Origin of the sequence: Kitasatospora sp. NPDC002551 (assembly GCF_040296005.1) — a bacterium.
Taxonomy (GTDB): Bacteria; Actinomycetota; Actinomycetes; order Streptomycetales; family Streptomycetaceae; genus Kitasatospora.
The window spans coordinates 16,924-41,646 of record NZ_JBEOWI010000045.1 but is presented as its reverse complement, the minus strand read 5'-3'; the positions used below and the strand labels follow the sequence as shown (position 1 = coordinate 41,646).

The window sequence follows — 24,723 nt, the reverse complement described above, 5'->3', positions numbered from 1 at the left end:
GGCAGGATGGGGCGATGACCGACGACAGCACCCTGCCCGCCCGCAGCCGGGCGGTCGCCGACGCGCTCGCCGAGGCCGGCCTGCCCGGGGAGATCCGCGTCCTGCCCGACTCCGCCCGCACCGCCGCCGAGGCGGCCGCCGCCCTCGGCTGCGAGGCCGGCGCCATCGCCAGCAGCCTGGTCTTCGTCTGCGACGGCGCGCCCCTGCTCGTCATGACCAGTGGCGCCCACCGCGTCGACACCGGGCACCTCGCCCGGGAACTGGGCACCGGCCCGATCACCCGGGCGAGCGCCGCCCAGGTCCGCGAGGCCACCGGCCAGGCCATCGGCGGGGTCGCCCCCGTCGGTCACCCGGCCCCGCTGCGCACCGTCGTCGACACCGCCCTCGCCGGCCACGAGGTGCTGTGGGCCGCCGCCGGGCACCCGCACACCGTGGTGCCGATGACGTACGAGGAACTGCTCAAGCTGACCGGCGGCGCCCCCACGACGGTGGCCCCGCCGCAGGAGTAGCGGCGGGGCCGGTCCTCCCGGCGGCCGTGCGCCGCCGGGAGGACCCGCGGATGCTCGTGCGAGCGGCTACCAGAGCTTCTGGAACTCGAACAGGTCGGCCTTGAAGGAGGTCTGGACGACGTGGGATCCGGAGGTGGCGCCGTCCACCGAGAGCCAGCGGTTGCTGTGCCTGACCCAGACCGAACTCAGGTTGGTGCCCGGCATCTTCCGGATGAAGAACATCTCGCTCTGCGAGTAGTTGCACGGCTCGTCGAGCAGCCAGTTGCCGTCCTCGGCCATGCCGCGGTCGATGCCGAGGCACCAGTGGCGCGCGGCGGCGGGTCGGCCTGGGCGGGGGCGGCGGTGAGGCCCAGCCCGGCGACGGCGACGAGGGCGGCCGTCCCCGCGGTGAGGGCGGTGCGCCGGCGCGAGGGGGAAGGCGTCATGAGGAGGTCCCTCCGGTAGGGGGCGTGGTCCTGGCGTGACCACCGGAATCCTCGGGTGCGCCCCGGTGCCCTTTCCACCCCACGAATCTGGGGGGAGACCGGCGCCGGCGCTTGTTCTCGGCCGGGGCACCACCGGGGCGGCCCCCTCGGGGGTGCTCAGGGGCGCTGACGGGCGGCGCGGGCGACCAGCAGCAGGAACAGGCCGCAGGCCGTGACCACCAGCCAGCCCGGGCGGGAGGCCGCGGTGAGCCCGGCCGGGCCCGTGCCCGCGACCAGGCCGCCGGCGACCGCGATGCCGACGGCCGACCCGAGCTGGCGGGCCGTCGAGGTGATCGCCCCGGCCACCCCCGCGCGCTCGGCCGGCAGGCCGCCCACGGCGGTGTTGGTGATCGGCGCGTTGGCGAAGCCGAAACCGGTGCCGAGCAGGAGGTTGGCGGCCAGCAGCAGCGGCACGTCGGCCGCGCCGCCGGACAGGAAGGTGCGCAGCAGCAGGAGCGCGCCGCCGGCCGCGGTGGACCAGGCCGCGAGCAGCAGCGGCCGGCGCGGCCCGCCCCGGCTCACCAGCACCCCGGACAGCGGCGCGCACACCGTCGCCCCCAGTGCCATCGGCAGCGCGGCCAGCCCGGCGGCGAGCGGCGTCCACCCCCGGCCGTGCTGCAGCTGGAAGGTGGTGAGCAGCAGACTCACCGTCAGCGCGACGAACACCGCCACCGCGCCCAGCACGGCCGTGCCGAACACCGGCCGCCGGAAGAGCCCGAGGTCCATCAGCGGTTCGGCCCGGCGGCGCTCGGCCAGGACGAAGCCGGCGCCGGCCGCCGCCGCCAGCGCGCACCCGGCGAGCACCCACGGCGAGGCCCAGCCGAGCCGCGGTCCCTCGATCAGCACGGCCACCGCCGCCGCCACCGCCGCGATGAGCAGGACCTGGCCCGGCAGGTCGAGCCGGCGGGCGCGCGGCGCGCGGGACTCCGGCACGACCAGCGCGCTCAGCACCACGGCGAGAACCACCACCGGCACGTTCACCCAGAACACCGACCGCCAGCCGAACGCCGCGACCAGCGCCCCGCCGGTCACCGGCCCGGCCGCCATGCTCAGCCCGAACACCGACGCCCACACGCCGATCGCGCGGGCCCGCTCCCGGGGGTCGGGCATCGCGTTCACCACGATCGCCAGCGCCACCGGGCTGAGCATCGACGCGCCCACCCCCTGCAGGGCGCGCGCCGCGACCAGCACGCCCGTCGACGGCGCGAGCGCGCAGCCGAGGGAGGCGAGGCCGAACACCAGCAGGCCGCACTGGAAGACCCGGCGGCGCCCGAAGCGGTCGGCGAGCGCGCCGGCCGTGATCAGCAGGCCGGCGAGGACGACGGTGTAGGCGTCCACGATCCACTCCAGACCGCGGGTGCCCACGTGCAGGCCGCGTCCGATCGCGGGCAGGCCGACGTTGACGATCGTGGTGTCCAGGCCGACCAGGAACAGGCTCAGCGCGCAGACGGCGAGCACGGTCCAGCGCCGGCGGGCGTCGAGGAGGGGCGCGGGGGGCGGCGCGGTCGTCGCCGTCGCGGTGGTGCTGCTCATGGGGCGGCCTTCCGGTCGGTTCGTGGTCACGGCGCGCCCATGCTGGGGCCGGGCGGGGGCGGCGGCCCAGCGTCCTTGCGGAAATCGCAAACCGGTCGGCGGGAGGCAGAATCGGCCCCATGGACGCCGACCCCACCGCGACCGGGCCCGTCGCGAGCGACCCCACCGCGACCGAGCCCGTGACGACCGAGCCCGTGACGGCCGAGCCCGTGACGGCCGAGCCCGTCGGGCCCGACGACGTCGGGATCGACGACGTCGCGCGGACCATCGCCGCGATCGGGCCCCGGCTGCGCGCGCTGCGCCTGGGCCGCGGCCTCACCCTGGACGCCCTCGGCGCGGCGACCGGCATCTCGGTGAGCACCCTCTCCCGCCTGGAGTCCGGCCACCGCCGCCCCACCCTCGACCTGCTCATCCCGCTCGCCCGCGCCCACCGCGTCGCCCTGGACCACCTGATCGCCGCCCCCGCCACCGGCGACCCCCGCCTCCATCTGCGCCCCCGCCACCGCGACTCCGGCAGCGTGCTCGTCCCGCTCACCCAGTACCCGGGGCGGGTGCAGGTCTTCAAGCAGGTCCTCGCCCCGCGCGAACCCAGGCTCGTCAGCCACGCCGGCTACGAGTGGCTGTACGTCCTCGCGGGGGAGCTGCGCCTGCTCGTCGGGGACCGCGACCTCACCCTCCGCCCGGGCGAGGCCGCCGAGTTCGACACCGCCGAACCCCACTGGTTCGGCCCCGCCGGTGCCGAGGCCGTCGAGATCCTCCACCTCTACGGCCCCCACGGCGACCACGCCGTCCTGCGGACCGGCTCCGCCGGCGCGTAGCGGGGCGGGCCGTCGGCGCGTGGAGGCGTCGCGGGGCCGTTCAGCGGGCGGAGCCGGTGCGGGAGCGGGGGAGGCGGTGGGGGGAGTGGCGGGCGAGGGCGAGGGAGACGGCTTCGAGGGCGCTGGCGAAGGAGACCTCGCTCAGCACGCCCGGCGCGGCGACCTGGTCGCCGACGAGGTAGACGTCGTCGCCGCGGTCGACGGCCGGCCGGTCGCGCCAGGTGGTGCCGGGCCGGTCCACGGCGCCGGTGCGGCCGGCGGCCACGGCGCTGCGGCGCCACAGCACACGCTCGGCCCAGCCCGGGAAGCCCAGGTCCAGCAGGTGCTCCGCCCTGGCCAGCCCGGACTCCCTCGACTCCGCCGGAGCCAGCGGCAGTTGGGCCTGGACGAGCTGCTCGCCGGCCGGGGCCAGACTGTCGTCCTGGGTGGTGAAGCGCTCCACCCAGCCGGTGCGGTCGAGGTCCGAGACGAAGAAGGCGTCACCGCGCCGCGACCGCAGGGCCACGTCCAGCAGCAGCGTCCGGCCGCTCTCCCCGCACAGGGTCGGATCGCCGAGCAGCTGGCGCGCCGACTCCAGGGAGGTCGCGACGACGATCGGGTTGTTGCTCGGCGGCAGCGCCTCCAGCCGGGAGCCGGTCTCGATCCGCACGCCCAGCTCCCGGGCCCGGGCGGTCATCCGGTCGATCACCGACTGCCAGCCGCCCACCGGGTACACCGCCTCCGGCGGCAGGCTCGCGGCCCGGCGCAACCGCTCCTGGGTGAACGCCGCCGACAGCAGCCCCGGATCGTGGTGGAAGGTCGCGACGGCCGCGAAGCTGGCCGCCGCGCGGGCCGTGCGCTCGCCCGCCACCTCGCTCGCCCAGCCCAGGAAGGTCCGGCCGACCGGCGCGTCCCGGCGGGCCGCCAGCCGGGACAGCGCCAGCGGCGGCAGGGCGCGCGGGCGGTCGTCGAGGAGGTAGCGGGTGCGCAGCAGCGCGCCCAGCGGGATCCGGGCGAGCGGGCCGACCAGCCCGCGCTGCCGCAGCCACGCCCAGTGCGGGCCGCGCCGGTAGAAGGCGTGCGGCCCCTCGTTGGCCCGGTACGGCGCCCGCGTGGTGCGGGCCCGGCCGCCGAGCCGCCGGTGCGCCTCGTGGAGCGTCACCTCGGCGCCGGCCTCGGCCGCCGAGATCGCCGCCGTCAGACCGCCGAAGCCCCCGCCGATGATGGTGAGCCGTCGCGCCATGTCCGGGTCCTCCCTGTTCGTCCGTCCACGGCCGGGCCGGCCGCGAACGCTGTCGACAGGGAGACGACGCGGCCCGCCCGGATGTGACAGCCCTCCACCGCGCCCCCGCTGACCAGGACGTTCCACGAGGTGTTGCCGTCGCGCCGTGCGGCGGCCACGGAGTACGGCCCCGGGCTGCCCACCGTGCCGGGCCAGAGCGGGAGGCCGCGTTGCCGCAACCGGGACGGCCTGGTTCGATCGGGCGCATGGACCAGGACGCCAACCCCGAGATCGCCGCCACCCTGCGCCAGATCGGCCCCCGGCTGCGCCGCCTGCGCGAGCGCAAGGACATGTCCCTGGCCGACCTCGGCCAGGCCACCGGCATCTCCAAGAGCACGCTGTCGCGGCTGGAGTCCGAGCAGCGCAAGCCCAGCCTGGAACTCCTGCTGCCGATCGCCGCCGCCCTCGGCGTCCCGCTGGACGAGATCGTCGCCGCCCCGCGCGTGCAGGACCCGCGGGTCCACCAGCACCCGGGGCGGGCCGACGGGCGGGTCTTCGTCCCGCTCTCCCGCCACCGCACCGAGCCCCGGGCGTTCAAGATCACCATCCCGGCGGCCCAGCAGACCCCCTCGCTCGCCACCCACACCGGCCACGAGTGGCTCTACGTGCTCTCCGGTCGTCTGCGGCTGCTGCTCGGCGAGCACGACGTCGTCCTCGCCCCGGGCGAGGCGGCCGAGTTCGACTGCCAGAACCCGCACTGGTTCGGCTCCACCGGCGCGGGGGACGTCGAGGTCCTCAGCCTCTTCGGCAAGCAGGGCGAGCGCCTCCACCTGCGTGCCCGCAGCCGCCCGAAGAGCGCGAAGGGGGAGGGGGAGGCGTGAGGGCGGGTCCGCCGGTGAAGCGGTGGCGGCGCGTGGCGGCGGCCCTCCGGGCGGCGCCGGAGGCGGCCGGGGCGCCGTGACGCTCCTGCCCGGCGGCGGGCGGGACGACCCGCCGACCGGTCCTCGCCCGGCCCGGTGATCCCGGCCGCGCGGTTCTCGCCCCACCTGCCCGAGCCGTGCGCCCGCCCGGGCCCCCTCTGCGCCGTCGCCACCGCCGCCCGCCCCTGAGGGCACGGGGTGCCGCACGCGGGGCGGTCGCGGGTCAGGAGGCGGCGTGCAGGGCGGCGGCCGGGTGCGCGGTGGAGGGCAGGCCGGCGCGGTGGGCGAGGGCCGCGGCCTCGCCCCGGGAGGCGACGCCGAGCTTGGCCAGGATGTTGGCGACGTGGAACTTCACCGTGGACTCGCTGATGTGCAGGGCGTGGGCGATCTCGCGGTTGCGCCGGCCCCGGGCGAGCTGGTCCAGGACCTCCAGCTCCCGCGGGTGCAGGCCCTCCAGCGGGTCGGCCGGGCCCGCGCCGTCCGTCTCGGGGGCGGCCAGCGGCAGGTCGACCGTCACCGTGGTGCCCCAGCCCGGGACGGCGTCGACCGTCAGGGCGCCGGCCAGGGCGGCGATCCGGTCGGCGGTGCGGTGGACGGCCAGCGCGTCGGCGCCCAGCAGGCCGGGGCCGTCGTCCCGGACGACCGCGCGCAGGCCGTTGCCGATGAACTGCCAGCGCACGTGCAGCCGGCCCAGGCCGTCCTGCTCCAGCATGGCGAGCACGGCGGAGCGCACGGCGGCGCGGGCGGCGTGCGCGGTGTCGGCGGGCACCGAGCGGTCCCCCTCGGCCGGGGCCAGCAGGTCCAGCCGGACCGGGCTGTGCCGCAGCAGCGGCCGGAGCGCGTCGGCGAGCCGGGCGAAGGCGGTGGCGGCCGGTTCCTCGCTCAGCTCGCGGTCGAGGTCGGCGGCGCCGCGCAGGTCGAGCAGCGCGGTCACGGCCAGCTCGGTGGCGGTGCGCCGGGCGGTGGCGTCGTCCAGGGCGGCGGAGCGCAGCGGCGCGAGGATCGCGGAGAGGGCGGAGGCGTGGGCGCCGCCGAGTTCGGCGATCGCCCGCGCCCGGGCGCTCGCCGAGGCGCGCGAGGCGGCGGCCTGCGCCGGTGCGGCGTCCACGGCCCGGTGGTGGGAGTGCGTGGCCAGCAGCTCCCACAGCTGTTGCAGCACGCGCAGCGGCCGCTCGGGCAGCGGCGCCGGGGGACGGCCCGGTCCGGCCACGGTCCGCGCCCGGACCAGCACCAGCAGCGCGCCGTCGGTGCCGGGCGGCGCCGCCGCCACGGCGACCGCCGGGCGCGGGCGCCCGCCGAGCACCGCCTCGCCCTGCCAGGGGCGGCCGGGCGTCACCTCCCTCGCGAGCCGGGCCAGTTCGGCGCCGGTGATCCGCGCGGACAGCTCCTCGGCGCCGGAGGCGCTCGCGGGGGTGTGCGTGCAGATCCCGCTCAGCTGGGCCAGCGCGATGTGCGGGACGAGTCCGGCGAGCACCTCGGAGATCCTCGGCATCAGCCTCGCCCGGGGTGTGCGCAGCACCTCGGCGGTGAGGGCCAGGGCACCCTCCGGGTCGTCCCAGGACCACCCGCCGGGCCCCGCCGGCCCGTCGCCGGCGCCGTCCCTGTCGTTGGCGTCGTTCCCGTCGTCGCCGCGCGGCCGCTCCGTCATGGCGACCAGCGTAGTGTGCGCCGCTCCCCGCCGGCCTGGCCGAACGGCCGGGTGGAACCGTCCGAACGGCTGGGCGCCCGACCCCGCCGCCGGTACCAGGCTGGAGCCGTCACCGGGAGCGCGGCGGTCGCCGAACTCCCCCGGAACGAAGGAACGGTGGGCATTCCCATGAGCAACCCCTCGGACACCCGCACCCTCCCGGCCAAGGCGATCGGCTTCTCCGAGTTCGGCGGGGTGGACGTCCTGCGGCCGATCGGGATCGAACTGCCCGCGCCCGGCCCCGGGCAGGTGCGGATCACCGTGCGCGCCGTCGGCGTCAACCCGCTCGACCACAAGGTGCGGTCCGGCTCGCTGACCGCGCTGTTCCCGGTCGCCTTCCCCGCCGTCCCCGGCTACGAGGTCGCGGGCGTGGTGGAGTCGGTCGGCCCGGACGTCACCGAGTGGCGGGCCGGCGACGAGGTGCTCGGCGCGGTGCACGGCGGCGGGTACGCGGAGTACGTCCTGGCGCGGGCGGACCGGCTGGTCCGCAAGCCGGCCGCGCTCGGCTGGGCGCAGGCCGCGGCGGTCCCGGCGGCCGCCGAGACCGCCTGGCGCTCGCTGGACCTGCTGGGCGCCGAGCCCGGCCACACGCTGCTGGTGCACGGGGCGGCGGGCGGCGTCGGCACGCTGCTGCTGCAGTTCGCGCGGGCCCGGGGGATCCGGGTGATCGGCACCGCGAGCGAGGCCAACCACGCGTACCTGCGCGAGCTGGGTGCCGTGCCGGTGACGTACGGCGCGGGGCTGGCCGAGCGGGTCCGCGCCCTCGCGCCCGGGGGCGTGGACCGGGTGCTGGACGCGGCCGGGACCGGCGTCCTCCCGCTGTCGGTCGAGCTGGCGGGCGGCGCCGAGCGGGTGCTGACCATCGCCGACTGGCAGGGCGCCGAGCAGCACGGGGTCCGTTTCACCGGCGGCGAGGCGACCGCCACCTACGACCGTCCGGCGCTGCACGGCGCGCTCGGCCTGTTCGCGGCGGGCGCTCTGACGCTGCCGCTGCACCGGGTTCTGCCGCTGGCTCAGGCCGCCGAGGCGCAGGCCGAGAGCGCGCGCGGCCACCTGAGGGGCAAGATCGTCCTGATCGTGAACTAAGAGCCGATTGGTCCGATTTTCACTCCTTTGGAATACTTCAACGCTCGGAACCCCCGTGATCACGGGGATCACCCGGTCGGCCGACCCTGCGCCCGCTCCCGCGGACGCTGGGCCGACCGGGTGTGCGGGCGGCGCCAGGCCGTCCGTACGGACGAGGTCTGGAGGACCCGGATGGACAGGCTGGACAGGCGCGCGGTGGTCGGCGAATTCCTCGGAACGCTGTTGCTGGTGCTGCTGGCGGTGGGCGCGGCGGTACTGGCGGGGGACGCCATCGGCTCGGTGGGCATCGCGCTCGCGTTCGGCTTCGTGCTCCTCGCGCTCGCCTACGCGCTCGGGCCGATCTCCGGCTGCCACGTGAACCCGGCGGTGACGCTCGGCTTCCTGCTCGCCCGCCGGATCGACGGCCGCACCGCGGTGTCGTACTGGGTCGCCCAGGTGCTCGGCGGCATAGCGGGCGCGGCCCTGGTGCTGCTGCTCGCCAAGCAGGTCCCGGGCCTGGAGACGCACGGCAAGCTCGGCACCAACGGCTGGGGTGACCGCTCCGCGGTCCACATCAACGCCGGCGGCGCCTTCCTCACCGAGGTCGTGCTGACCTTCCTGCTGGTCTACGTCGTCCTCGCCGTCACCCACCGGCTCGCCGTCACCGGCTTCGACGGCCTGCCGATCGGCATGGCGCTGGTCGTCGTCCACCTGGTCGGCATCCCGCTCACCGGCACCTCGGTGAACCCGGCCCGCAGCCTGGGCCCGGCCCTGTTCGCGGGCGGCCCGGCGCTCTCCCAGCTGTGGCTGTTCCTGCTCGCCCCGCTGATCGGCGGCGCCCTGGCGGCCGGCATGCACCTGCTGACCCACCCCCAGCCCAACCTCCCCGTCGCCGAGGCGCTCGCCACGGACGCGCGGGCGCTGTAGGGGCCGGTCCCCGGGGGGTGAGGGTCCGCGGCAGGCGCCACGAAGCCTGCCGCGGACCCTTCTGTCGTCGAGCGGCCCGCCCCGCGCCGGGGAGGCGATCACCGCGGCGCGTCCGGGGGTGTTCCCGTCTCGGCGGGCTCCCCGGAGAAGGTGAGCTCGCCGCGGTGCAGGACGTGCACGGCGGCCGCGGGGGCGAGAGCGGGCGGGAGGGTCTGCGCGGTCAGCACCACGGTCCGGCCGGTGGCGGCGGACGAGGACAGCAGGTGCGCGTGCAGCCGGGCGGCGACGGCCGGGGCCAGCCCCCGGTCCGGCTCGTCGAGCAGCAGCAGGGTCGGTGCGGTGGTCAACGCCCTGGCCACGGCGACGAGTTGCTGCTGGCCGCCGGAGAGCGTGCCGGCCGGGCGGGGCAGCAGCGCGGCGAGTTCGGGGAACAGCGCCAGCGCCTCGCGCGCCGGGCCGCCCCGCGCCGGGCCGCCCCGGGTGGGGGCGGCGAGGGCGAGGTGCTCGGCGACGGTGAGCGAGGGGAACACGGCGCGCTCGGCCGGCACCAGCGCGAGGCCGAGCCGCACCCGCTGGTGCACGCCGAGCGCGGTGACGTCCCGCCCCCGCCACACCACCCGCCCGGCGGCCGGGCGCACCAGCCCCGCCAGCGCGTGCAGCACGCTGGTGCGGCCGGAGCCGTTGCGGCCGAGCAGCACCGTCACCCCGCCGGACGGCACGGCCAGGTCCACCCCGTGCAGGGCCTCCAGCGGGCCGTAGCGCACCCGCACGGCCAGCAGGGCGACTTCGGCGGACATGGGCGTCCTCACCGGCCCCAGGCCCGGACCACCCGCGGGTCGGCCAGCACCGCCGCCGTCGGGCCGGCGGCGACCACCCGGCCGTCGGCCATCGCGTAGACGGTGTCGGCGAGTTCGGAGACCAGGTCGGGATCGTGCTCGACCAGCACCAGGGCCATGCCGTCGTCGGCCAAGCCGCGCAGAACGGTGAGCAGCCGGGCGGTCTGCGCGGTGTCCAGGCCCGCCGCCGGCTCGTCCAGCAGCAGGACGCGCGGCCCGCCGGCCAGCGCCCGCGCCAGCTCGACCAGCCGCAGCACGCCCGTCGGCTGCCCGCCGGCCGGCTCCGCCGCCACCGCCTCCAGCCCGAACACGGCGAGCGCGCGGGCCGTACGGTCCCCGGCCCTGCCGGGCCGCTGCTCGGCGCCGACCCGCACGTTGTCCGCCACCGACAGCGTCGGGAACACGGCGATCTGCTGGAACGTGCGGGCCAGCCCGAGCCGCACCCGCGCGTGCACCGGCAGGCGGGTGACGTCCCGGCCGCCGAGCAGCACCCGGCCCGCGTCCGGGCGGGCGGTCCCGGCGAGGCAGTCGAACAGCGTGCTCTTCCCCGCGCCGTTCGGCCCGATCAGCCCCGTCACCCGCCCCGGCGCCGCGACCAGGTCGACCCCGGCCACCGCCGCGATCCCGCCGTAGCGGCGCACCACCCCGCGCGCGGTCAGCCGGGCGGCCGGCGGTGCGGAGCGCGGACGGGGCCCGGTCACGGCCCGGCCTGCCCGCCGGACGCCCGGCGGGCGGCGATCAGCGCCCGCACCCGCCGCCCCGCCGGGGTCAGCCGGCCGGTGGGACCGGCCGACGAGGGCGGCGGCGGTGGCGTGGGCGGCGGGGCGCCGGCCCGGGCCGCCCCGGCCGTGGCGAGGCCGGCCAGACCACCCGGCAGCCGCCCGATCGCGGCCGCCAGCGCACCGACCGCGACCGCCGACACCCCCGCCACCGTGCCCGCGTCCAGTCCGGTGATCAGCGCCGCCGCCAGCACGGCGGCGAGCGCGCTGTCGGCACCCGCGACGACCACGGCCGCGAACCAGAGCAGCCCGCGCACCGGGTCGAACGCCGCCGGGTCGAAGGCGCGCCCGGCCATGCCCATCAGACCGCCGCCGAGCGCCGCCAGCGCCGCGCCCGCCACGAAGGCGAACAGCTTGAGCCCCGGCACGTTCACCCCCGCCGCCGCGGCCCCCGGCTCGTGGTCGCGCAGCGCGCTCAGCGCCCGGCCGGTGCGCCCGCCGTGCAGCGCCCGCACCACGGCCGCGCCCAGACCGAGCAGCAGCAGTTCGGCGAGGTAGAAGGCGCGGTCGCCGGCCAGGAACGCCGGCCGGTCCAGGACCAGCCCGGTGGTGGCGTACGGCTGCTGGAAGACGAAGCGGCTCAGCGTCGTCCCGACCGCGAAGGTCACCAGCGCCAGCGCCAGGCCGCGCCGCCGGATGGCCGGCCAGCCGGTGAGCAGCCCGAGCGGCGCGGTGACCAGCACGGCGAACAGCAGCGCCGGCGCGGCCGGCAGGGCGGGCAGACCGGGGACCCGCCCCGACATCAGCAGCGCCGTCCCGAGCGCCCCCAGCCCCGCGTACCCGGCCTGGCCGAGCGAGATCTGCCCGCCGTACCCCGTCACCACCACGATCGACAGCAGCACCAGCGCCAGCGCCGGCACCAGCAGCGCGCCGCGCAGGTCGTTGCCGCGAAAGCCCAGCGGCAGCAGGAGCAGCACCAGGCAGACCGCCCGCGCCGCCCGGCCGCCCCGCCCGCCGCGGGCCCGCGCCGGCGGGACGTCCACGCCGCCGCGCCCGCCGGTGAGCCCGGGGCCGGCCAGCAGCGCGGCGACGAGCAGCGCCACCACGAACAGGTTCGCCTGCACCGCCTGCACCAGCGGCAGCAGCTGCCCGGCCGGCCGGAACCGGGTCAGCTCCGCCTGCAGCACGCCCAGCCCCAGCCCGGTCACCACCGCGACCGGGATGCTGCGCAGCCGGGCCGCCACCGCGACGGCCATCGTCTCCATCACCAGCAGCGGCAGCCCGTACGGGTCGAGCAGCAGGTACGGCGCGAGCGCGATGCCGACCAGCCCGGCGGTGAACGAGCCGAACGCCCACCCGGCCGCCGACACCCGGTCGGCGTCCACCCCGGCCAGCTCGGCGAGCCGCCGGTCGTCCACCACCGCCCGCAGCCGCAGGCCGAACGGCGTGAACCGGGTGGTCGCCCCGACCGTCAGGGCGAGCACCAGGATCGCGGCCAGCTGCGCCACCGTGTCCGGGCGCAGCGTGTGCCCGCCGGGCAGCACGAGCGGCCCCCCGCCGAACGGCGAGGGCGCCCCGCCCACCGGCGCGGCGCCCCACACCAGCACCACCACCCCGATGAGCAGCACGAACACGCCGAGTCCGGCCACCATCGTCTCGGCCGCTCCGGCGCCGCGCCGCTGCAGCGGCCGGTACACCAGCACGTCCAGCAGCACCCCGAGCGCGGGCGCCACCAGCAGCAGGCAGCACGCGACGGCCGGCCAGACGGGCCACTGCCGCTCGACGACCAGGTCCCGCAGCAGGTAGGCGACCAGCATGGCCTGCGCGCCCTGGGCGAGGTTGAGCACGCCGGTGGCGCGGTGGCAGACGACCAGGCCGATGCCGCTGAGCGCGGCGGCGCTGCCGACGGTCAGCCCGGCGAGGGCGAGGTCGACGGTGAGGCCGGCCGAGTCGAGGCCGACGGAGTGGAGGGCGGCGGGGTGGAGGGCGGCGGCGTGGAGGGCGGCGGCGTGGAGGGTGCTCATGGGCCGGCCGCCTCAGCCGGTCGGCGGGCGGGGATCGCCCGGACGGGTGGTGGGGCCGGCGGGGTTGCCGCCGGGCGGATCCGGGTCGCAGAGCCGGCAGGGGGTGAGCCCGCGGTCCCGGACGGCGGCCGCGTCGACCGGGGCGGCGGCGGGCTTGCCCGCCACCAGCGGGCAGTCCGGGCGGTGGTAGAGCGTGCCCCCGGGGACGGCCAGCGGGGGGCCGGCGGGCTCTTCGCCGTCCGCCGTGACCGCGCTGCCCTCGGCGTCGGCGGTGCCGGCGGTGCCCTCGGTGTCGGCGGGCTCGACGAGCAGGGCGTACAGGTGCGCGATCCGGCGGTCCGTGGGCGTGGGCGTGGGTGTGGGCGTGCGCGTTCGCCCGGGCGGGCGCAGGGCGGCCAGGACGGCGCCCGCCACGATCAGCGCCGCACCCGGGACGGTCGCCGAGGCCAGGTACGGGACCTGCTGCTCGACGAAGCGCTCGCCGGACACGCCGTACCAGCCCAGCACGCAGAGCACCGCGCCCACCGCGACCAGCGCCCAGCCGGCCCACCCGCCGCCCTCCCGCGCCGAGCGCAGCGCGCGGGCCACCGCGCCCTTCGCACGGTTCGCGGTGCTCCGTCGCCCGGATTGCGATTCGTCCATGGATCCGCCTTGATGGTGTCACCTGCGACGTTTCCAGGAACGGCCTGGAACAGCATCCGGAGCGAGGGACACCATGCACGTGAGCCAGAGCGGTACCCGTCGGCTCGGCGGCCCCGTCCCGCGGTCGGCGGGCGCCCTGCTCGCGCTGCTGCTGGTGGTGGGCACGGTGGCGGCCTGCGGCAGCAGCGGGTCGGAGTCCTCGACGGCGAGCCCCTCGCCGCCCGCCGCGACCACGACGGCCACGGCGACCGGCACCGCGACCACGACCAACACCACGACCGCGACCGCGACGGCCACGGAGACCGGGACCCCGAGCCCCGGGGCGACCGCGCCCGCCGACCCGGCGGCGGCCACCACCGCGGTCACCGACAACTGGCAGAAGTTCTTCGACCCGACCACCCCGATCCCCGAGAAGGCCTCGCTGCTCCAGAACGGTGACGTGCTGCTCCCCGTCCTGGAGGGCTTCGCCCAGGACCCGCGGGTCGGCCAGGTGAACGCCAGGGTCACGAACGTGGCGTTCACCTCCCCGACCGAGGCCACCGTCACCTACGAGCTGTCCCTCCAGGGCAGCGTGGTCGAGCCCGCCGCGACCGGCCGGGCGGTGCTGGAGAACGGCACCTGGAAGGTCTCCCGCTCGACCCTCTGCGGCCTGCTGGTCCAGGCCGGCGGTGCCATCGGCACCCCGGTCCCCGGATGCGGCTGACCCCCGCCACCGCCGTCCGGGCGCTCGCCCTCGCCCTCGCCCTCGCGCTGCTCGCCGCGGCGGCCGGTTGCGGGAGCCGGCTGCCGCCGAGCGCCTTCGGCGCCCGCCCCACCACGGCGGGCGCCACCGGGGCGGGGAACGGCAACCCGGCCTCCGACACCGGAGTCACCCCGACCGAGATCCGGATCGGCATCGTCACCTCGCTGACCAGCCCGGTCGGCAGCGAGGTGTTCAGCGGACCGCGCTACGGAGCCCAGGCCTTCTTCCAGTCCCTCAACGACCACGGCGGCCTGCACGGCCGCACCGTCAAGCTCGTCACCTGCGACGACGGCGGCAGCGGCATCGGCAACCAGGACTGCGTGCACCGGCTGATCGACCAGTCGCACGTCTTCGCCCTCGTCTCCGGCAGCGTCCTCGACTACGCGGGCGCCCCCTACGTCAGCGGCAGGGCGGTGCCCGACGTCGGCGGCCAGCCGATCGGCACCGCGTACGACCGCTGGCCGCACCTGTACGGCATCTACGGCAGCGCCGCGCCGCGCGACGGGCACGCCGTCGGCTGGAACGGCACGCTCTACCAGTCCACCGAGGTGTTCCGCTTCTTCAAGGAGCGGCTGGGCGCGACCAGCGCCGCCGTGGTCGCCTACAACCAGGCCGACTCCGCCCGCTACGCCGCCCAGCTGCGCACCGGCCTGGAGGCCGAGGGCTACCGGGTGCTCACCCAGACGGTGGACTTCGCGCTGCCGAACTTCCAGGCGGTGGCCGCGGCCGTCCGGGCGGACGGCTCACAGCTGCTGTTCGACGCCATGGACACCCGGGGCAACGCGGCGCTCTGCCGCTCCCTGGACGAGGCCGGCGTGCGCGTCACGGCCAAGGTGACCAATGTGCAGAACTGGTCGGAGTCCGTGCGCACCGACTACCAGGCCTCGCCCACCTGCCGCAACGCGCTCTGGGCCACCTCGTCCTCGCTCAACTACGAGGACGTCGGCCACCCGGCGGTGGCCGACTTCCGCGCGGCGATGGCCCGCTCCTACCCGGACCGCGAGCCGCTGCTGTCGGCCTGGGAACTGGAGGGCTGGGCGGGCGCGCAGTGGCTCGCCGACGCGATGGACTCCTGCGGCGCGGAGCTCACCCGGGCCTGCGTGGAACGGTTCATGAACCGCCCCGAGCCCTACGACGCGCACGGGCTGCTGCTGCCCGCCGACTTCGTCCCGAGACCGCCGCCGACCGGGCCCACCCGGGCCTGCCTGAACGCGGCCCGCTGGCAGGACTCGGCCGAGGGCGGGCGCGGCGGCTGGGTCACCCAGGTGGAGTCCATGACCACCACCTGCTTCGACGTGCCGCAGCTGCCCTACAAGCCGTGAGCCCGCCCTGAGGGCCTCTGCCGGCCGCCGTCGGCCCCCGTCGGCCTCCGCCGGGCTCAGCCGAGGCGTTCCACCACGACCATGGCCGCGTCGTCGTCCAGCCGTCCGCCGACGTACGCGACCAGGTCGCGGCGCAGGTGCTGCAGCAGGGCGGCCGGGCGCTCGGCGGGGTGGGCGGCGGCCCGTTCGGCGACCCGCTCGGCCAGGGGGTAGAACCGCCGTCCGGCGTCACGGGCCTCGATCACGCCGTCGGTGTAGACCAGCAGCCGGTCGCCGGGCAGGAGCGGGAACTCCTCCACCGTGTACGGCCCCGGGGCCAGTTCGCCGAGGCCGAGCGGGGGCGCGGTGCGGCCGGGCTCCAGGGTGGAGACCACGTCCCCGTGCAGCAGCAGCGGCGGCGGGTGGCCGCAGTCGACCAGCCGGACCACCGCCTCGTCGTCCGGGATGTCCAGGACGAGGGCGGTGATGAACGACTCGCCGCTGTCGTCCGGGTCCGTGTCGCCCGCTTCGGCGGGGGCGGCGGCGCCGATGGCCGGCGTCCCGTCGAGCGGCGGCGGGCGCGGGCCCGGCCGCAGCCGGGACGGCAGTGGGAGGGGGAGCGGGAGCGGGAGGGGGAGCGGGAGGGGGAGCCGGGGCTGCTCCCGGGCCCGCTGCTCGGCCTGCTGTTGGGCGAGCTGGGCGAGGTCCCAGGCGATGCTGCCGTCGAGGTAGCCGACCAGGCCGGGCAGGTCGGCGTGCAGGTGCGCGGCGGCCCGGAACGCGCCCAGCAGCAGCGCGGCGTCCCCGAGCGAGGCCAGGCCCTTGCCGCGCACGTCGCCGATCAGCAGCCGGGTGCCGGCGGTGGTGCGGGCCGCCGCGTAGAGGTCGCCGCCGACCTGCGCCTCGGCCTCGGCGGCCAGGTAGACGGAGGCGAGGTGCAGCGGGCCGATCCGGTCGGGCAGCGGGCGCAGCAGCACGCGCTGCGCCGCCTCGGAGACCGAGCGGACCTGCGCGAGTTCGCGTTCGTGGCGGTCGCGCAGCGCGCGCAGGCCGACGATGAGGGCCGAGACGGCGAGCAGGGCGCCGAGCTGGGTCTCGTGGTTGGCCGTGGTGACGCCGTCGCGCAGGACGCCGATGACGGTCAGCGCGGCGATCGACAGCAGGGCGACGGCGGCGGTGGCGCGGGCGCCGGCGAGGGAGGCGGTGAGGGCGGGGGCGACGATCAGCAGCGGGCCCAGGTGGATGTCCGGCGGGGCGAGCACGTCGACCACCGTGATCAGCACGATCAGCGCGAGCGGTACCGCCGTCAGCGCCCGGCGGTCGGGCCGCCGGGAACGACGGCGGTCGGGGGAACGCCGGTCGTCGGGGTGCCCCGCGCGGGGGTGCCGCGGGCGGGGAGGCTGCCGAAGTGGCACCTCTCCTCTGTACACCGTCCGGGTGGCCCGCCGCACCCCGGGGCGGGCGGGCTTCGGCGGGGTGGGGCTTCGAGGCAGGTGGGGCTTCGGCGCGGCCGGGCGGTGCGGCGGTCAGCCCTCCGCGCCGTAGCGGGCCAGGTAGTCGGCGAACCGGGAGACGTCCTCGTCCGACCAGTCGGTGAACCGGGCGGTGAAGGAGAGCCGCCGCTGCTGGTTGGCCTCGCGCAGCAGGGTCAGCCCGGCGTCGGTGGCGAGCAGGATCTGCCCGCGCTGGTCCTCCGGGTCGGTCTCGCGGCGCAGCAGCCCGAGCTTCTCCAGGGCGGTGACCTGGCGGCTGACCGTGGACTTGTCGAGCATGAAGTACGCGGCGACATCGGCGGCCCGGCAGCCGCCGCGCTCGGTGATGAGGTCCAGGATGCTGTAGGTGACCAGCGAGAGGTCCGGGTGCAGCTGGGACGCCTTGTGGCGGGCGCGGCGGGCGAAGGCGGTCAGCTCGCGCTGGATGGTGTCGATCGACGTCTCGCGGTCGGACACGGCGACCCACCTCCTCGGGGCCTCGGGGTTTCGTGGACTATCGTTGCACTATACAACGACTTCGGGTGCAGCGGGACGGCGGGCCCGCCAGGCGCGGGCGGCGGCGATCCGGCGGGTGGCGCTCGGGTGGGTGGCGAACAGCAGCTCCAGCAGCCGCGGCGGGTCGACGTCGGACACGTTGGTCACCGCCAGCCTGCGCTGCATCGCGATGAACTGCTCGGTGTCCCCGGTCAGTTCGAGGGCGTGCCGGTCCGCGCGGGTCTCCACCCGGCGGCTCACCGCGCACTGCAGCGGGCCGGACAGCGCGCCCAGCAGCGCGGCGCCGGCCGCCAGCAGCGGCATCGACCGAGGATCGGCCGCGTCCGTCGCGCCCGCCGCCGACAGCAGGGCGTCCCAGCCCGAGAGCAGGCCCAGCAGCGCCACCACGACGGCCGCGCCCACCGCGCCCAGCACCGTGCCGGTCAGTACGTCCCGGTGCTTGACGTGCCCCAGCTCGTGCGCCACCACCAGCTCCACCTCGCGCGGAGCGGCCGTGGACAGCAGCGTGTCGTAGGCGACGATCCGCCGCGTCGCGCCCAGGCCCGACACGTACGCGTTGAGCGCCGTCGTGCGGCGCGAGGCGTCCGCGACCAGGACGTCCCGCACCCGGACGCCGTCCCGGTCGGCCAGCTCCAGCAGGGCCTCGCGCAGCGGGCCCGGCTCCATCGGCGTGAAGCGGTTGAAGACCGGCTCGACCAGCAGCGGGTAGAGGAAGGAGAGCGCGGCGGTCAGCAGCGCGGCCGCGCCCGCCGCCGGCAGCCACCAGTACTCCGGCGAGCGGTCGGTGAGCGCGTACAGGCCGAAGGCCACCGGCAGGGCGAGGACCAGCGTCAGCGCCAGCCCGCGCAGGGCGTCCAGCGCCCAGCCGGCCCAGCCCTGGGTGACCAGGCCGAACCGGGCCCGCACGGACCGGGCACCCGCCCCGAAGGGCAGTTGCGCCAGCTGCCCGAGCAGCACCAGCGCGGCGGCCCCGGCGAGCACCTCCGCCGTCCGCGAGCCGCCGAACCGGCCGCCGGCCGCCGACACCAGCCCGGCGCCGGCCGGCGTCAGGCCGAGGACCAGGGTCAGCGCCAGGCCGGTGAGCCGTCCGCCGAGCGCCCACGGGAGCTGGGCGCGGCGCAGCGCGCGGCCGCGGGCGCGCTGGGCGGGGGTGAAGTCGGGTGCGGGGGCCGGGTGGGGGCCCGGAGTTGGGCTGACAGAATCTGTCATCTGTTATCCGTCATCTGTTATCCGAAATCTGTCAGCTGTCAGCTGTCAGGCGTCGGCCGGGGAAGTCGATCGTGGAAGGTCGATCGTCATCCTGTCCTCCGGTCGTCAGGATGTCACTCCTCCGCCGGCCCCGTGGCCCCGTGGATGCCCGCGCGGAGCAGTTGGTGGCCGAGGTCGATCAGGGCCCGGCCGACCGCGAACTCGTCGCCCACCACCGGCGCCGGGGGGTCGTTCGGGTTGCGGCGGGCGAGGGCGTCGCTGTGCAGCACGGCGCCGTCGGCGTCGAGCACCGCGTGCACCCGGGTGGTGTCGCCGTCCTCGACCACGTGCAGGCTCAGCTGCCAGTCCTTGGTGCGGACGACCGGCTCCCCGCGGCCGGCCGCCGTGCCGCCGGTCGTCGTCGTTCCGGTCGCCCGGGCCGCCGTGCCCGCCGTACTCGCCGCGCGTGCTTCGGGTGTGAGCGTGCTGCCGTCCGCCCGGACGATCACCACCGGGCACGACCCGTGCACGGCGCAGCGCGCGCTCACCGACCCCAGCAGTGTCCGGGCGAAGGTCCCGCGCCCCCGGTGGCCGACCACCAGCAGGTCGGCGTCCCCGGACGCCTCCAGCAGCACCTCGGCCGCGTGCCCCAGTACCAGGCTCTCCTCGACCGGCACCGGCCGCTGCGCGCCGATCACCTCGTTCACCTCGGCCGTCAGCGTCCGGCGCGCCGACTGCTCGAAGCCGTCGTCCACCATCGGCGCGAACCACCCGTACAGCGACGGGTACTCCCACGCGGCCACCGCGTGCACCGTCGCCCCGGTCAGCACCGCCTGCCCGACCGCCCAGCGCAGCGCCGCCTTCGAGGGCGCCGAGCCGTCGATCCCGACCACGATCCGCCGTTCGGCGCCCTTGGTCCCGTTGCCCGTCATGGCCCACACCGCCCGCCTGCGTCGCCGCCCCCGCGCGCTCGCGGAGACCTCCACCCTTCCCACGCTGCGCGCCGTCCGGGCGCCGCGCCAGGGACGGGACGGCCAGGAGGGGCCGCCGGGTAGGGACGGGCGGGCCGAAACGGGGCCGGCCGGAGCCGCCCCCGGCCGGCCCGCGGGCGGTCGAACGCCCGGCGACGGACCGGTGTTGTTCGCGGCCACGAGGCGAAGAGGCGGCGGGGGAGTGGCGTAGGCTGACCGCTTCCGGATCGACCTTGGGGGAACACACATGCGCCGTGCCCCGGCCGCCGTCGCACTGCTGCTCGGGCTGATACCCGTGGCCGCCTGCGGGCCGGACGACCCCGATCCGGCCGCCGTGAAGGCCTCCAGGTCCGCCGACGCCGCCGCCGACGCGGCCGCCGCGAAGGCCTCGCCCGGCGACGGCTCCGCCACCCCCGGGGGCGAGGCGTCCGGCGACGGCGCGGCGCCGCGCCCCGACGGCAGCATCACCGTGGCGTTCGCCGGGGACGTCCACTTCGAGGGCCGCACCGAGGCCCGGCTCGCCGTGCAGCCGCCCGAGGCCGCGCTCGGCCCGATCGCCAGGACCCTCTCCGCCGCCGACCTGGCCGTGCTCAACCTGGAGACCGCGATCACCGGACGCGGCGCCCCCGAGCCGAAGACGTACACCTTCCGCACCTCGCCCAAGGCGCTCACCGCGCTCAAGGACTCCGGCGTCGACGTCGTCTCGCTCGCCAACAACCACGCCGTCGACTTCGGCGCCGACGGCCTGGCCGACACCCTGGCCGCGAAGGCCTCCTCGCCCGTCCCCGTCGTCGGCTTCGGCCGCAACTCCGAGGAGGCGTACGCCCCGTACGTCACCACCGTGCGCGGCGTGAAGGTCGCGCTGGTCGCGGCCAGCCAGGTCGAGGACCTCACCAACCAGAAGTGGCGGGCCGGCGCGAACAAGCCCGGCATCGCCTCGGCGCTGGACACCGCCGCCCTGCTCAAGGCGGTCGGGGAGGCGAAGCGGCAGGCGCCGGTGGTGCTCGTCTACCTGCACTGGGGCGACGAGGGCAAGGCCTGCCCGACCGGCGCCCAGACCGCCGTCGCCAAGAAGCTCGCCGCCGCGGGCGCGACCGCCGTGGTCGGCACCCACGCGCACACCATGCTCGGCGCGGGCATGCTCGGGGACACCTACATCGGGTACGGCTTCGGCAACTTCCTCTGGTACGGCACCTCCAACTACGCCAACTCCAACGAGACCGGGGTCACCACGCTGACCGTCAGCCCGGCCGGCAAGGTGCTCGGCGAGACGTTCGCCCCGGCGACCATCGACGACAAGGGCGTGCCGGTGCCGCAGTCCGGGGCCGCCGCCACGGCCGCCCTCAAGCGCCGCGACGGCCTGCGCGGCTGCACCGGCCTCGCCCCCGTCCCGGGCGCCGCCGCCGCTTCGGGCACTGCCTCCGCTCCGGGCACCGCGTCGGGGGCGGGCGCCGCGCGGACCCCGGCCGGCGCGTCCAAGGCCCCCGGTGCCCCCAAAGCCTCGGCCTCGGCCGCCGCTTCGCGCTGAGCGTGGCCCGTGGCACAGTGGGCGGTGCGCGGGCGGCGAGGAAGGGGCGCGCGGTGATCGAGGCGGAACTGAAGGCGCTCGTGCGCGAACCGGACGCCCTGTTGCGCCGTTTGGAGCGTGCGTACGGCCCGGGCCGCGCCGAGCTGTACCGGGACACCTACTACGACACGCCCGACCATCAACTTGCCCTCGACGACTGCGAGTTGCGGATCCGCGAGGTGACCGGTGCGGACGGCGGCCGTATCGTGCTGCTGACGTACAAGGACGCCCGGGTGGACGAGGCGTCCGGCTCCAAGCCGGAGTACGAGACGCGGGTGGCCGACGCCGAGGCCGCGCACGCGATCGTGCGCGGCCTCGGCCACCGGCCCGTCCTCGCCTTCGAGAAGCGCTGCCGGAACTACGGCTTCGTGCGCGAGGGCCGCCGGATGCTCGCCACCCTGGTGCGGGTGGCGGAGCTCGACGGGGCGTTCCTGGAGGTCGAGACGGCCGCGGCCGACGAGCGCGAGCTGCCCGCCGCACTCGCCGCCGTCCGCGCGGTGCTGGCCGGTCTCGGAGTGCCGGAAGGCGATCTGACCACCGAGCTGTACACCACCGCCGTCGCGGCAGCTCGCCTTCGCGACGGCCGGAGTTGACGGCCAGTCACTCCTTGTGGTCGGCCTCGCCCTGCTTCCAGTACCCCTTGCTGTGGACGCGCTCGCGCGGCAGCGCCCAGTCGGTGAGCAGATGGCGGCGGACGGTGGCCACGGCGTTCGCCTCGCCCGCCAGCCAGGCCGTGGTGCCGGCCGGCAGGTCGGTGGCGAGCAGGGTGTCGGCGAGCGTGCGGCCCTTCGGCAGCTCCGGGCGGCGGGGCAGCCAGTGCCTGGTCAGGCCGGCCCGCTCGGGCAGCGGCAGGGCGGCCCCGGTGGCGTCGCCGACCTCGACGAACAGGGAGACCGGGACGGCCGGCGGCAGGTCGTCGAGGATGGTGAGCGCGGCGGGCAGGGCGCTCTCGTCGGCGGCGAGCAGCACGTGGCCGGCGCCCTCGAAGGAGGGGCGGCGGCCGCGCGGTCCGGCCAGCCGGGCGGGATCGCCCACCCGGGCGACCTCGGCCCAGCGGGAGAGCGGGCCGTTGCCGTGCAGCACGACGTCGATGTCCACCTCGCGCTCGGCGGGCCGGTGGAAGCGGATGGTGTAGGCCCGGGAGTGGCCCTCGGGAAGGTCCAACTTCACCCACTGGGTGGGGTGTTCGATCGCGAGGGCGTCCAGGGTGGGGCCGGCGAAGGTGAGCCGGACGAGGGCGGGGGTGAGCGGGGTGACGGCGATGACCCGAACGTCGTGGGTCGGCCGGGGGCGACGGAACACGGTGACTCCTGGCGGGATGCGGTGGCGCCGGCGGAGGGCCCGGAGGACGGCACGGGCCGCGGGCGGCGCGGCGGGGCGGGAAAGGGGGTGTCAGCGCGGCAGGTGCTGGTCGAGCAGCGCGTCGACGAACGCGGCGTCCAGCGGGCGGCGCAGCACCAGGGCGCGGTGGTAGAGCGGGGCGAGCAGGGCGTCCAGCAGCACGGCGGCCCGGTCGGTGCCGTCCTCGTCGGCGGGCAGCCCGAGGCAGGCACGGGTGTGCGCGACGTCCCGGGCGCGCAGCTCGTCGAGGAATCCGCCGTGCAGCAACTCGGCGGTCCGGGCGTCCAGTTGGGCGTGACCGAGGAGGGCCTGGAGGACCTTTCCGGCCGGTTCGGCGCCGAGGAAGGCCGCGAACCGGTGGACGTAGGCGCGCAGGTCGGCCGGGTCGGCGGGGTTCTCCGCGGGCCAGGCCAGGGCGGTGGCGCCGTCCAGGACGAGGTTGTCGAAGAGGATGTCGACCTTGGACTTCCACCACCGGTAGATGGTCTGCTTGGCGACCCCGGCGGCGGCCGCGATGCCCTCGATGGTGAGGCCCTCGAAGCCCACCTCCACCAGGAGGTCGTCGGCGGCGTTCAGCACCGCCAGGCGCGCGGTCTCGCTGCGCCGGCCGCTGCCGCCGCCCGCCGCGGCAGCGGCGTTCGCCCGGCCGCCGACGGCACGGCTTCCGGTGGCGGGGCGGGGCTGGGCGGCGATGGTGTCCTGGTCCTTGTCCGGGGGCGGCTGATGGCCGGTGGCGACGGTCACGGCCATCCTCTCACGCCTCCTCGGGGCGGGAGGAGGCCGCCCGCCGCACCGCCGGTCGGCGGACCAGGCCGGCCGCGATCGCCAGCGCCAGGACGGCGACGGCGGCGCTGAAGGCGACCCCGCCGGTGCGCAGGTCGGTCGCCCGGATGAGCACGCCGACGCCGATCACCGGCAGCGAGAGCATGGTGAACAGCACCGCGAAGAACGCCGAGACCGTCTCGCCGCGCTGCTGCGGCGCCACCCCGCCGTTGATGGTGCCGAGCCCGGTGCCGATCGCCGTGCCGGTGGCGAGGCCGTTGACGCAGGCGCCGAGCAGCAGCGGCGGCAGCGTCCCGCCGAGCAGCGCGGCGATCACCAGGGCGGCGGCCAGCACCAGCCCGGCGCAGGCCAGCGGCAGCGCGCGGGCCTGCGGCAGGACGCGCACGAGGAGCTGGCCGACGGCGATGGAGAGGAACGCCAGTGCGACGACCAGCCCGGTGAGGGCGTGGTGGCGCAGGCCGAGCACGGTGGCCAGGAAGAGGCCGCTGACCGCCGTCAGCACGCCGGTGACGGCGAATCCGGCGCCGCCGGCGAGCGCGGCGCGCAGGAAGGCGGGGCGGATCGCGGGCGGGACGTGCGGCGGCTGGAGGCGCAGCCGGAACCGGGAGGCGGCGCGGACCTCGGCGGGCACCGTCTCGGGGACGGCGAGCAGGCCGAGCAGGGCGGCGCCGGTGAGCACGAGCGTCACCGTCCAGGGCAGCCGCAGCGGCGAGCCGGCCCACTCGGCGAGGATGCCGGCGAACAGGGTGCCGCCGGCCAGACCGCCCATGTTGGCGCCGAGGGCCACGGTCTGGGCGCGCAGCCGGTGCTCCGGCGCGGCGAGGTCGAGCAGTGCGGCGGTGGCGGCGCCGGTGACCAGGGCGGCGCCGAAGCCGGACAGCACGCGGGCGGCGAGCAGCCAGGGCAGCGAGTCGGCGGCCTCGAACAGCCCGGCGGCGGCCGCGGCGAGCAGCAGGGCGGTGAGCAGGACGGGCCGGCGGCCGACCTGGTCGGAGAGCCGGCCGAGGGCGAGCAGTCCGGCGACGACGCCGAGCGCGTAGACGGCGAAGATCACCGTGACGGTGAACGTCGAGAAGCCGAAGGCGTGCTGGTAGAGCGGGTAGAGCGGGGTCGGGACGGTCGTGCCGGCCATGGTGACCCAGAAGGCGAGGGCGACGGCGGCCGGGGCGAGCCGGCCGGAGGGGCGCCGGGGCGGGGCTGTGGACATGGGTGTTCCTCGGGTGGAGGCGGGTGGGAGGCGGGCGCCGCGGCAGGGTGCGTGGCCGCGCGGCGGTCGGCGCGGCGCGAGGTGCGCGGTAGGTGTGCCGCAGGTGCGAAACTGGACGCAACGTTGCGTCTCGACTTGACCGTAACATTGGACGCAACGTTGCGTCCACCTTCGGAGGGCGCGGGGGTCGGTGCCTCCGATCCGTCGCTCGGCGCACCCCCGGCTGTTGCCGCGCCCGCAGTTGACGACCCCGCAGGGAGCTCGTCCGCCCCCCGCGACCCCTCGGCGGG

Annotated in this window: 24 protein-coding genes; 9 read left to right on the top strand and 15 right to left on the bottom strand. The window is 77.1% G+C overall.

The annotated features are described in order from the left end of the window. Positions 1-14: 14 nt before the first annotated feature. Positions 15-509 (top strand): YbaK/EbsC family protein, encoded by a 495-nt coding sequence (locus tag ABT093_RS30175; protein WP_350569847.1) that lies wholly within the window; start codon positions 15-17, stop codon positions 507-509. Between the two features lie 66 nt (positions 510-575). On the opposite strand, the gene ABT093_RS30170 is transcribed toward ABT093_RS30175, so the two are convergent. Together ABT093_RS30170 and ABT093_RS30165 are read right to left on the bottom strand one after the other, a co-directional pair. Further along, positions 576-788: a hypothetical protein gene (locus ABT093_RS30170; RefSeq protein ID WP_350569845.1), complete on the bottom strand. Its 213-nt coding sequence runs from the start codon at positions 786-788 to the stop codon at positions 576-578. A gap of 302 nt (positions 789-1,090) precedes the next feature. Further along, positions 1,091-2,506, bottom strand: coding sequence for an MFS transporter (locus ABT093_RS30165; RefSeq protein ID WP_350569843.1), 1,416 nt, complete (start codon positions 2,504-2,506; stop codon positions 1,091-1,093). Between the two features lie 119 nt (positions 2,507-2,625). On the opposite strand from ABT093_RS30165, the gene ABT093_RS30160 reads away from it, so the two are divergent. Then, positions 2,626-3,324, top strand: coding sequence for a helix-turn-helix domain-containing protein (locus tag ABT093_RS30160; RefSeq protein WP_350569841.1), 699 nt, complete (start codon positions 2,626-2,628; stop codon positions 3,322-3,324). A gap of 40 nt (positions 3,325-3,364) precedes the next feature. Here the strand turns inward: ABT093_RS30160 and ABT093_RS30155 are convergent, their stop codons facing one another. Then, the gene (locus tag ABT093_RS30155) at positions 3,365-4,546 is read right to left on the bottom strand and encodes an NAD(P)-binding protein (protein ID WP_350569840.1); all 1,182 of its coding nucleotides are present in this window, start codon (positions 4,544-4,546) and stop codon (positions 3,365-3,367) included. A gap of 245 nt (positions 4,547-4,791) precedes the next feature. Here ABT093_RS30155 and ABT093_RS30150 point away from each other — a divergent pair, with 245 nt between their 5' ends. Then, a complete protein-coding gene (locus ABT093_RS30150; protein WP_350569838.1) occupies positions 4,792-5,406 on the top strand; it encodes a helix-turn-helix domain-containing protein in 615 nt (204 codons plus the stop codon). A 262-nt stretch (positions 5,407-5,668) separates the two neighbouring features. On the opposite strand, the gene ABT093_RS30145 is transcribed toward ABT093_RS30150, so the two are convergent. Then, positions 5,669-7,093, bottom strand: a complete 1,425-nt coding sequence (locus tag ABT093_RS30145) for a LuxR C-terminal-related transcriptional regulator (protein ID WP_350569837.1) — start codon at positions 7,091-7,093, stop codon at positions 5,669-5,671. Between the two features lie 168 nt (positions 7,094-7,261). On the opposite strand from ABT093_RS30145, the gene ABT093_RS30140 reads away from it, so the two are divergent. Together ABT093_RS30140 and ABT093_RS30135 are read left to right on the top strand one after the other, a co-directional pair. After that, on the top strand, positions 7,262-8,218 hold the full coding sequence (locus ABT093_RS30140; RefSeq protein ID WP_350569835.1) for an NADP-dependent oxidoreductase: 957 nt from the start codon (positions 7,262-7,264) through the stop codon (positions 8,216-8,218). 171 nt (positions 8,219-8,389) lie between these two features. Continuing rightward, positions 8,390-9,124: an MIP family channel protein gene (locus ABT093_RS30135; protein ID WP_350569833.1), complete on the top strand. Its 735-nt coding sequence runs from the start codon at positions 8,390-8,392 to the stop codon at positions 9,122-9,124. A 98-nt stretch (positions 9,125-9,222) separates the two neighbouring features. On the opposite strand, the gene ABT093_RS30130 is transcribed toward ABT093_RS30135, so the two are convergent. From ABT093_RS30130 to ABT093_RS30115, 4 genes are read right to left on the bottom strand one after another with little or no spacing between them, the layout of a single operon-like run. Further along, a complete protein-coding gene (locus tag ABT093_RS30130; protein ID WP_350569831.1) occupies positions 9,223-9,921 on the bottom strand; it encodes an ATP-binding cassette domain-containing protein in 699 nt (232 codons plus the stop codon). Between the two features lie 8 nt (positions 9,922-9,929). Continuing rightward, positions 9,930-10,661: an ABC transporter ATP-binding protein gene (locus ABT093_RS30125; RefSeq protein ID WP_350569830.1), complete on the bottom strand. Its 732-nt coding sequence runs from the start codon at positions 10,659-10,661 to the stop codon at positions 9,930-9,932. Then, positions 10,658-12,703: an ABC transporter permease gene (locus ABT093_RS30120; protein ID WP_350569828.1), complete on the bottom strand. Its 2,046-nt coding sequence runs from the start codon at positions 12,701-12,703 to the stop codon at positions 10,658-10,660. The genes ABT093_RS30125 and ABT093_RS30120 overlap by 4 nt, the downstream gene beginning before the upstream one ends. Positions 12,704-12,715: 12 nt before the next feature. Further along, positions 12,716-13,345, bottom strand: a complete 630-nt coding sequence (locus ABT093_RS30115; RefSeq protein WP_350569826.1) for a hypothetical protein — start codon at positions 13,343-13,345, stop codon at positions 12,716-12,718. Between the two features lie 79 nt (positions 13,346-13,424). Between ABT093_RS30115 and ABT093_RS30110 the strand changes: the two genes are divergently transcribed. Both ABT093_RS30110 and ABT093_RS30105 read left to right on the top strand, forming a co-directional pair. Then, positions 13,425-14,048 carry an MTB12 C-terminal domain-containing protein gene (locus ABT093_RS30110; RefSeq protein ID WP_350569825.1) on the top strand — a complete coding sequence of 208 codons (624 nt, stop codon included), beginning with the start codon at positions 13,425-13,427 and terminating at the stop codon, positions 14,046-14,048. Further along, positions 14,039-15,409 (top strand): ABC transporter substrate-binding protein, encoded by a 1,371-nt coding sequence (locus ABT093_RS30105; protein WP_350569824.1) that lies wholly within the window; start codon positions 14,039-14,041, stop codon positions 15,407-15,409. Before ABT093_RS30110 ends, ABT093_RS30105 begins: the two co-directional genes overlap by 10 nt. 56 nt (positions 15,410-15,465) lie before the next feature. Here the strand turns inward: ABT093_RS30105 and ABT093_RS30100 are convergent, their stop codons facing one another. From ABT093_RS30100 to ABT093_RS30085, 4 genes are all read right to left on the bottom strand, one after another. Then, positions 15,466-16,803 carry a PP2C family protein-serine/threonine phosphatase gene (locus ABT093_RS30100; RefSeq protein ID WP_350569823.1) on the bottom strand — a complete coding sequence of 446 codons (1,338 nt, stop codon included), beginning with the start codon at positions 16,801-16,803 and terminating at the stop codon, positions 15,466-15,468. Positions 16,804-16,914: 111 nt separating this feature from the next. Then, positions 16,915-17,337: a MarR family winged helix-turn-helix transcriptional regulator gene (locus ABT093_RS30095; protein ID WP_350569822.1), complete on the bottom strand. Its 423-nt coding sequence runs from the start codon at positions 17,335-17,337 to the stop codon at positions 16,915-16,917. Between the two features lie 48 nt (positions 17,338-17,385). Then, entirely contained in the window at positions 17,386-18,585 is a 1,200-nt protein-coding gene (locus ABT093_RS30090) for a M48 family metalloprotease (protein ID WP_350569821.1), read from the bottom strand. Between the two features lie 113 nt (positions 18,586-18,698). Next, positions 18,699-19,496 carry a universal stress protein gene (locus ABT093_RS30085; RefSeq protein WP_350569819.1) on the bottom strand — a complete coding sequence of 266 codons (798 nt, stop codon included), beginning with the start codon at positions 19,494-19,496 and terminating at the stop codon, positions 18,699-18,701. Positions 19,497-19,782: 286 nt separating this feature from the next. Here ABT093_RS30085 and ABT093_RS30080 point away from each other — a divergent pair, with 286 nt between their 5' ends. Both ABT093_RS30080 and cyaB read left to right on the top strand, forming a co-directional pair. Then, a complete protein-coding gene (locus ABT093_RS30080; RefSeq protein ID WP_350569818.1) occupies positions 19,783-21,063 on the top strand; it encodes a CapA family protein in 1,281 nt (426 codons plus the stop codon). Between the two features lie 53 nt (positions 21,064-21,116). Next, positions 21,117-21,695: a class IV adenylate cyclase gene (cyaB, locus tag ABT093_RS30075; RefSeq protein ID WP_350569816.1), complete on the top strand. Its 579-nt coding sequence runs from the start codon at positions 21,117-21,119 to the stop codon at positions 21,693-21,695. A gap of 7 nt (positions 21,696-21,702) precedes the next feature. On the opposite strand, the gene ABT093_RS30070 is transcribed toward cyaB, so the two are convergent. The 3 genes from ABT093_RS30070 to ABT093_RS30060 all read right to left on the bottom strand — a co-directional run bounded on the left by ABT093_RS30070 (position 21,703) and on the right by ABT093_RS30060 (position 24,433). Next, positions 21,703-22,404 carry a siderophore-interacting protein gene (locus ABT093_RS30070; RefSeq protein WP_350569814.1) on the bottom strand — a complete coding sequence of 234 codons (702 nt, stop codon included), beginning with the start codon at positions 22,402-22,404 and terminating at the stop codon, positions 21,703-21,705. Positions 22,405-22,494: 90 nt separating this feature from the next. Further along, positions 22,495-23,193, bottom strand: coding sequence for a TetR/AcrR family transcriptional regulator (locus ABT093_RS30065; RefSeq protein WP_350569813.1), 699 nt, complete (start codon positions 23,191-23,193; stop codon positions 22,495-22,497). Positions 23,194-23,197: 4 nt separating this feature from the next. Further along, positions 23,198-24,433: an MFS transporter gene (locus tag ABT093_RS30060; protein WP_350569812.1), complete on the bottom strand. Its 1,236-nt coding sequence runs from the start codon at positions 24,431-24,433 to the stop codon at positions 23,198-23,200. Positions 24,434-24,723: the final 290 nt, after the last annotated feature.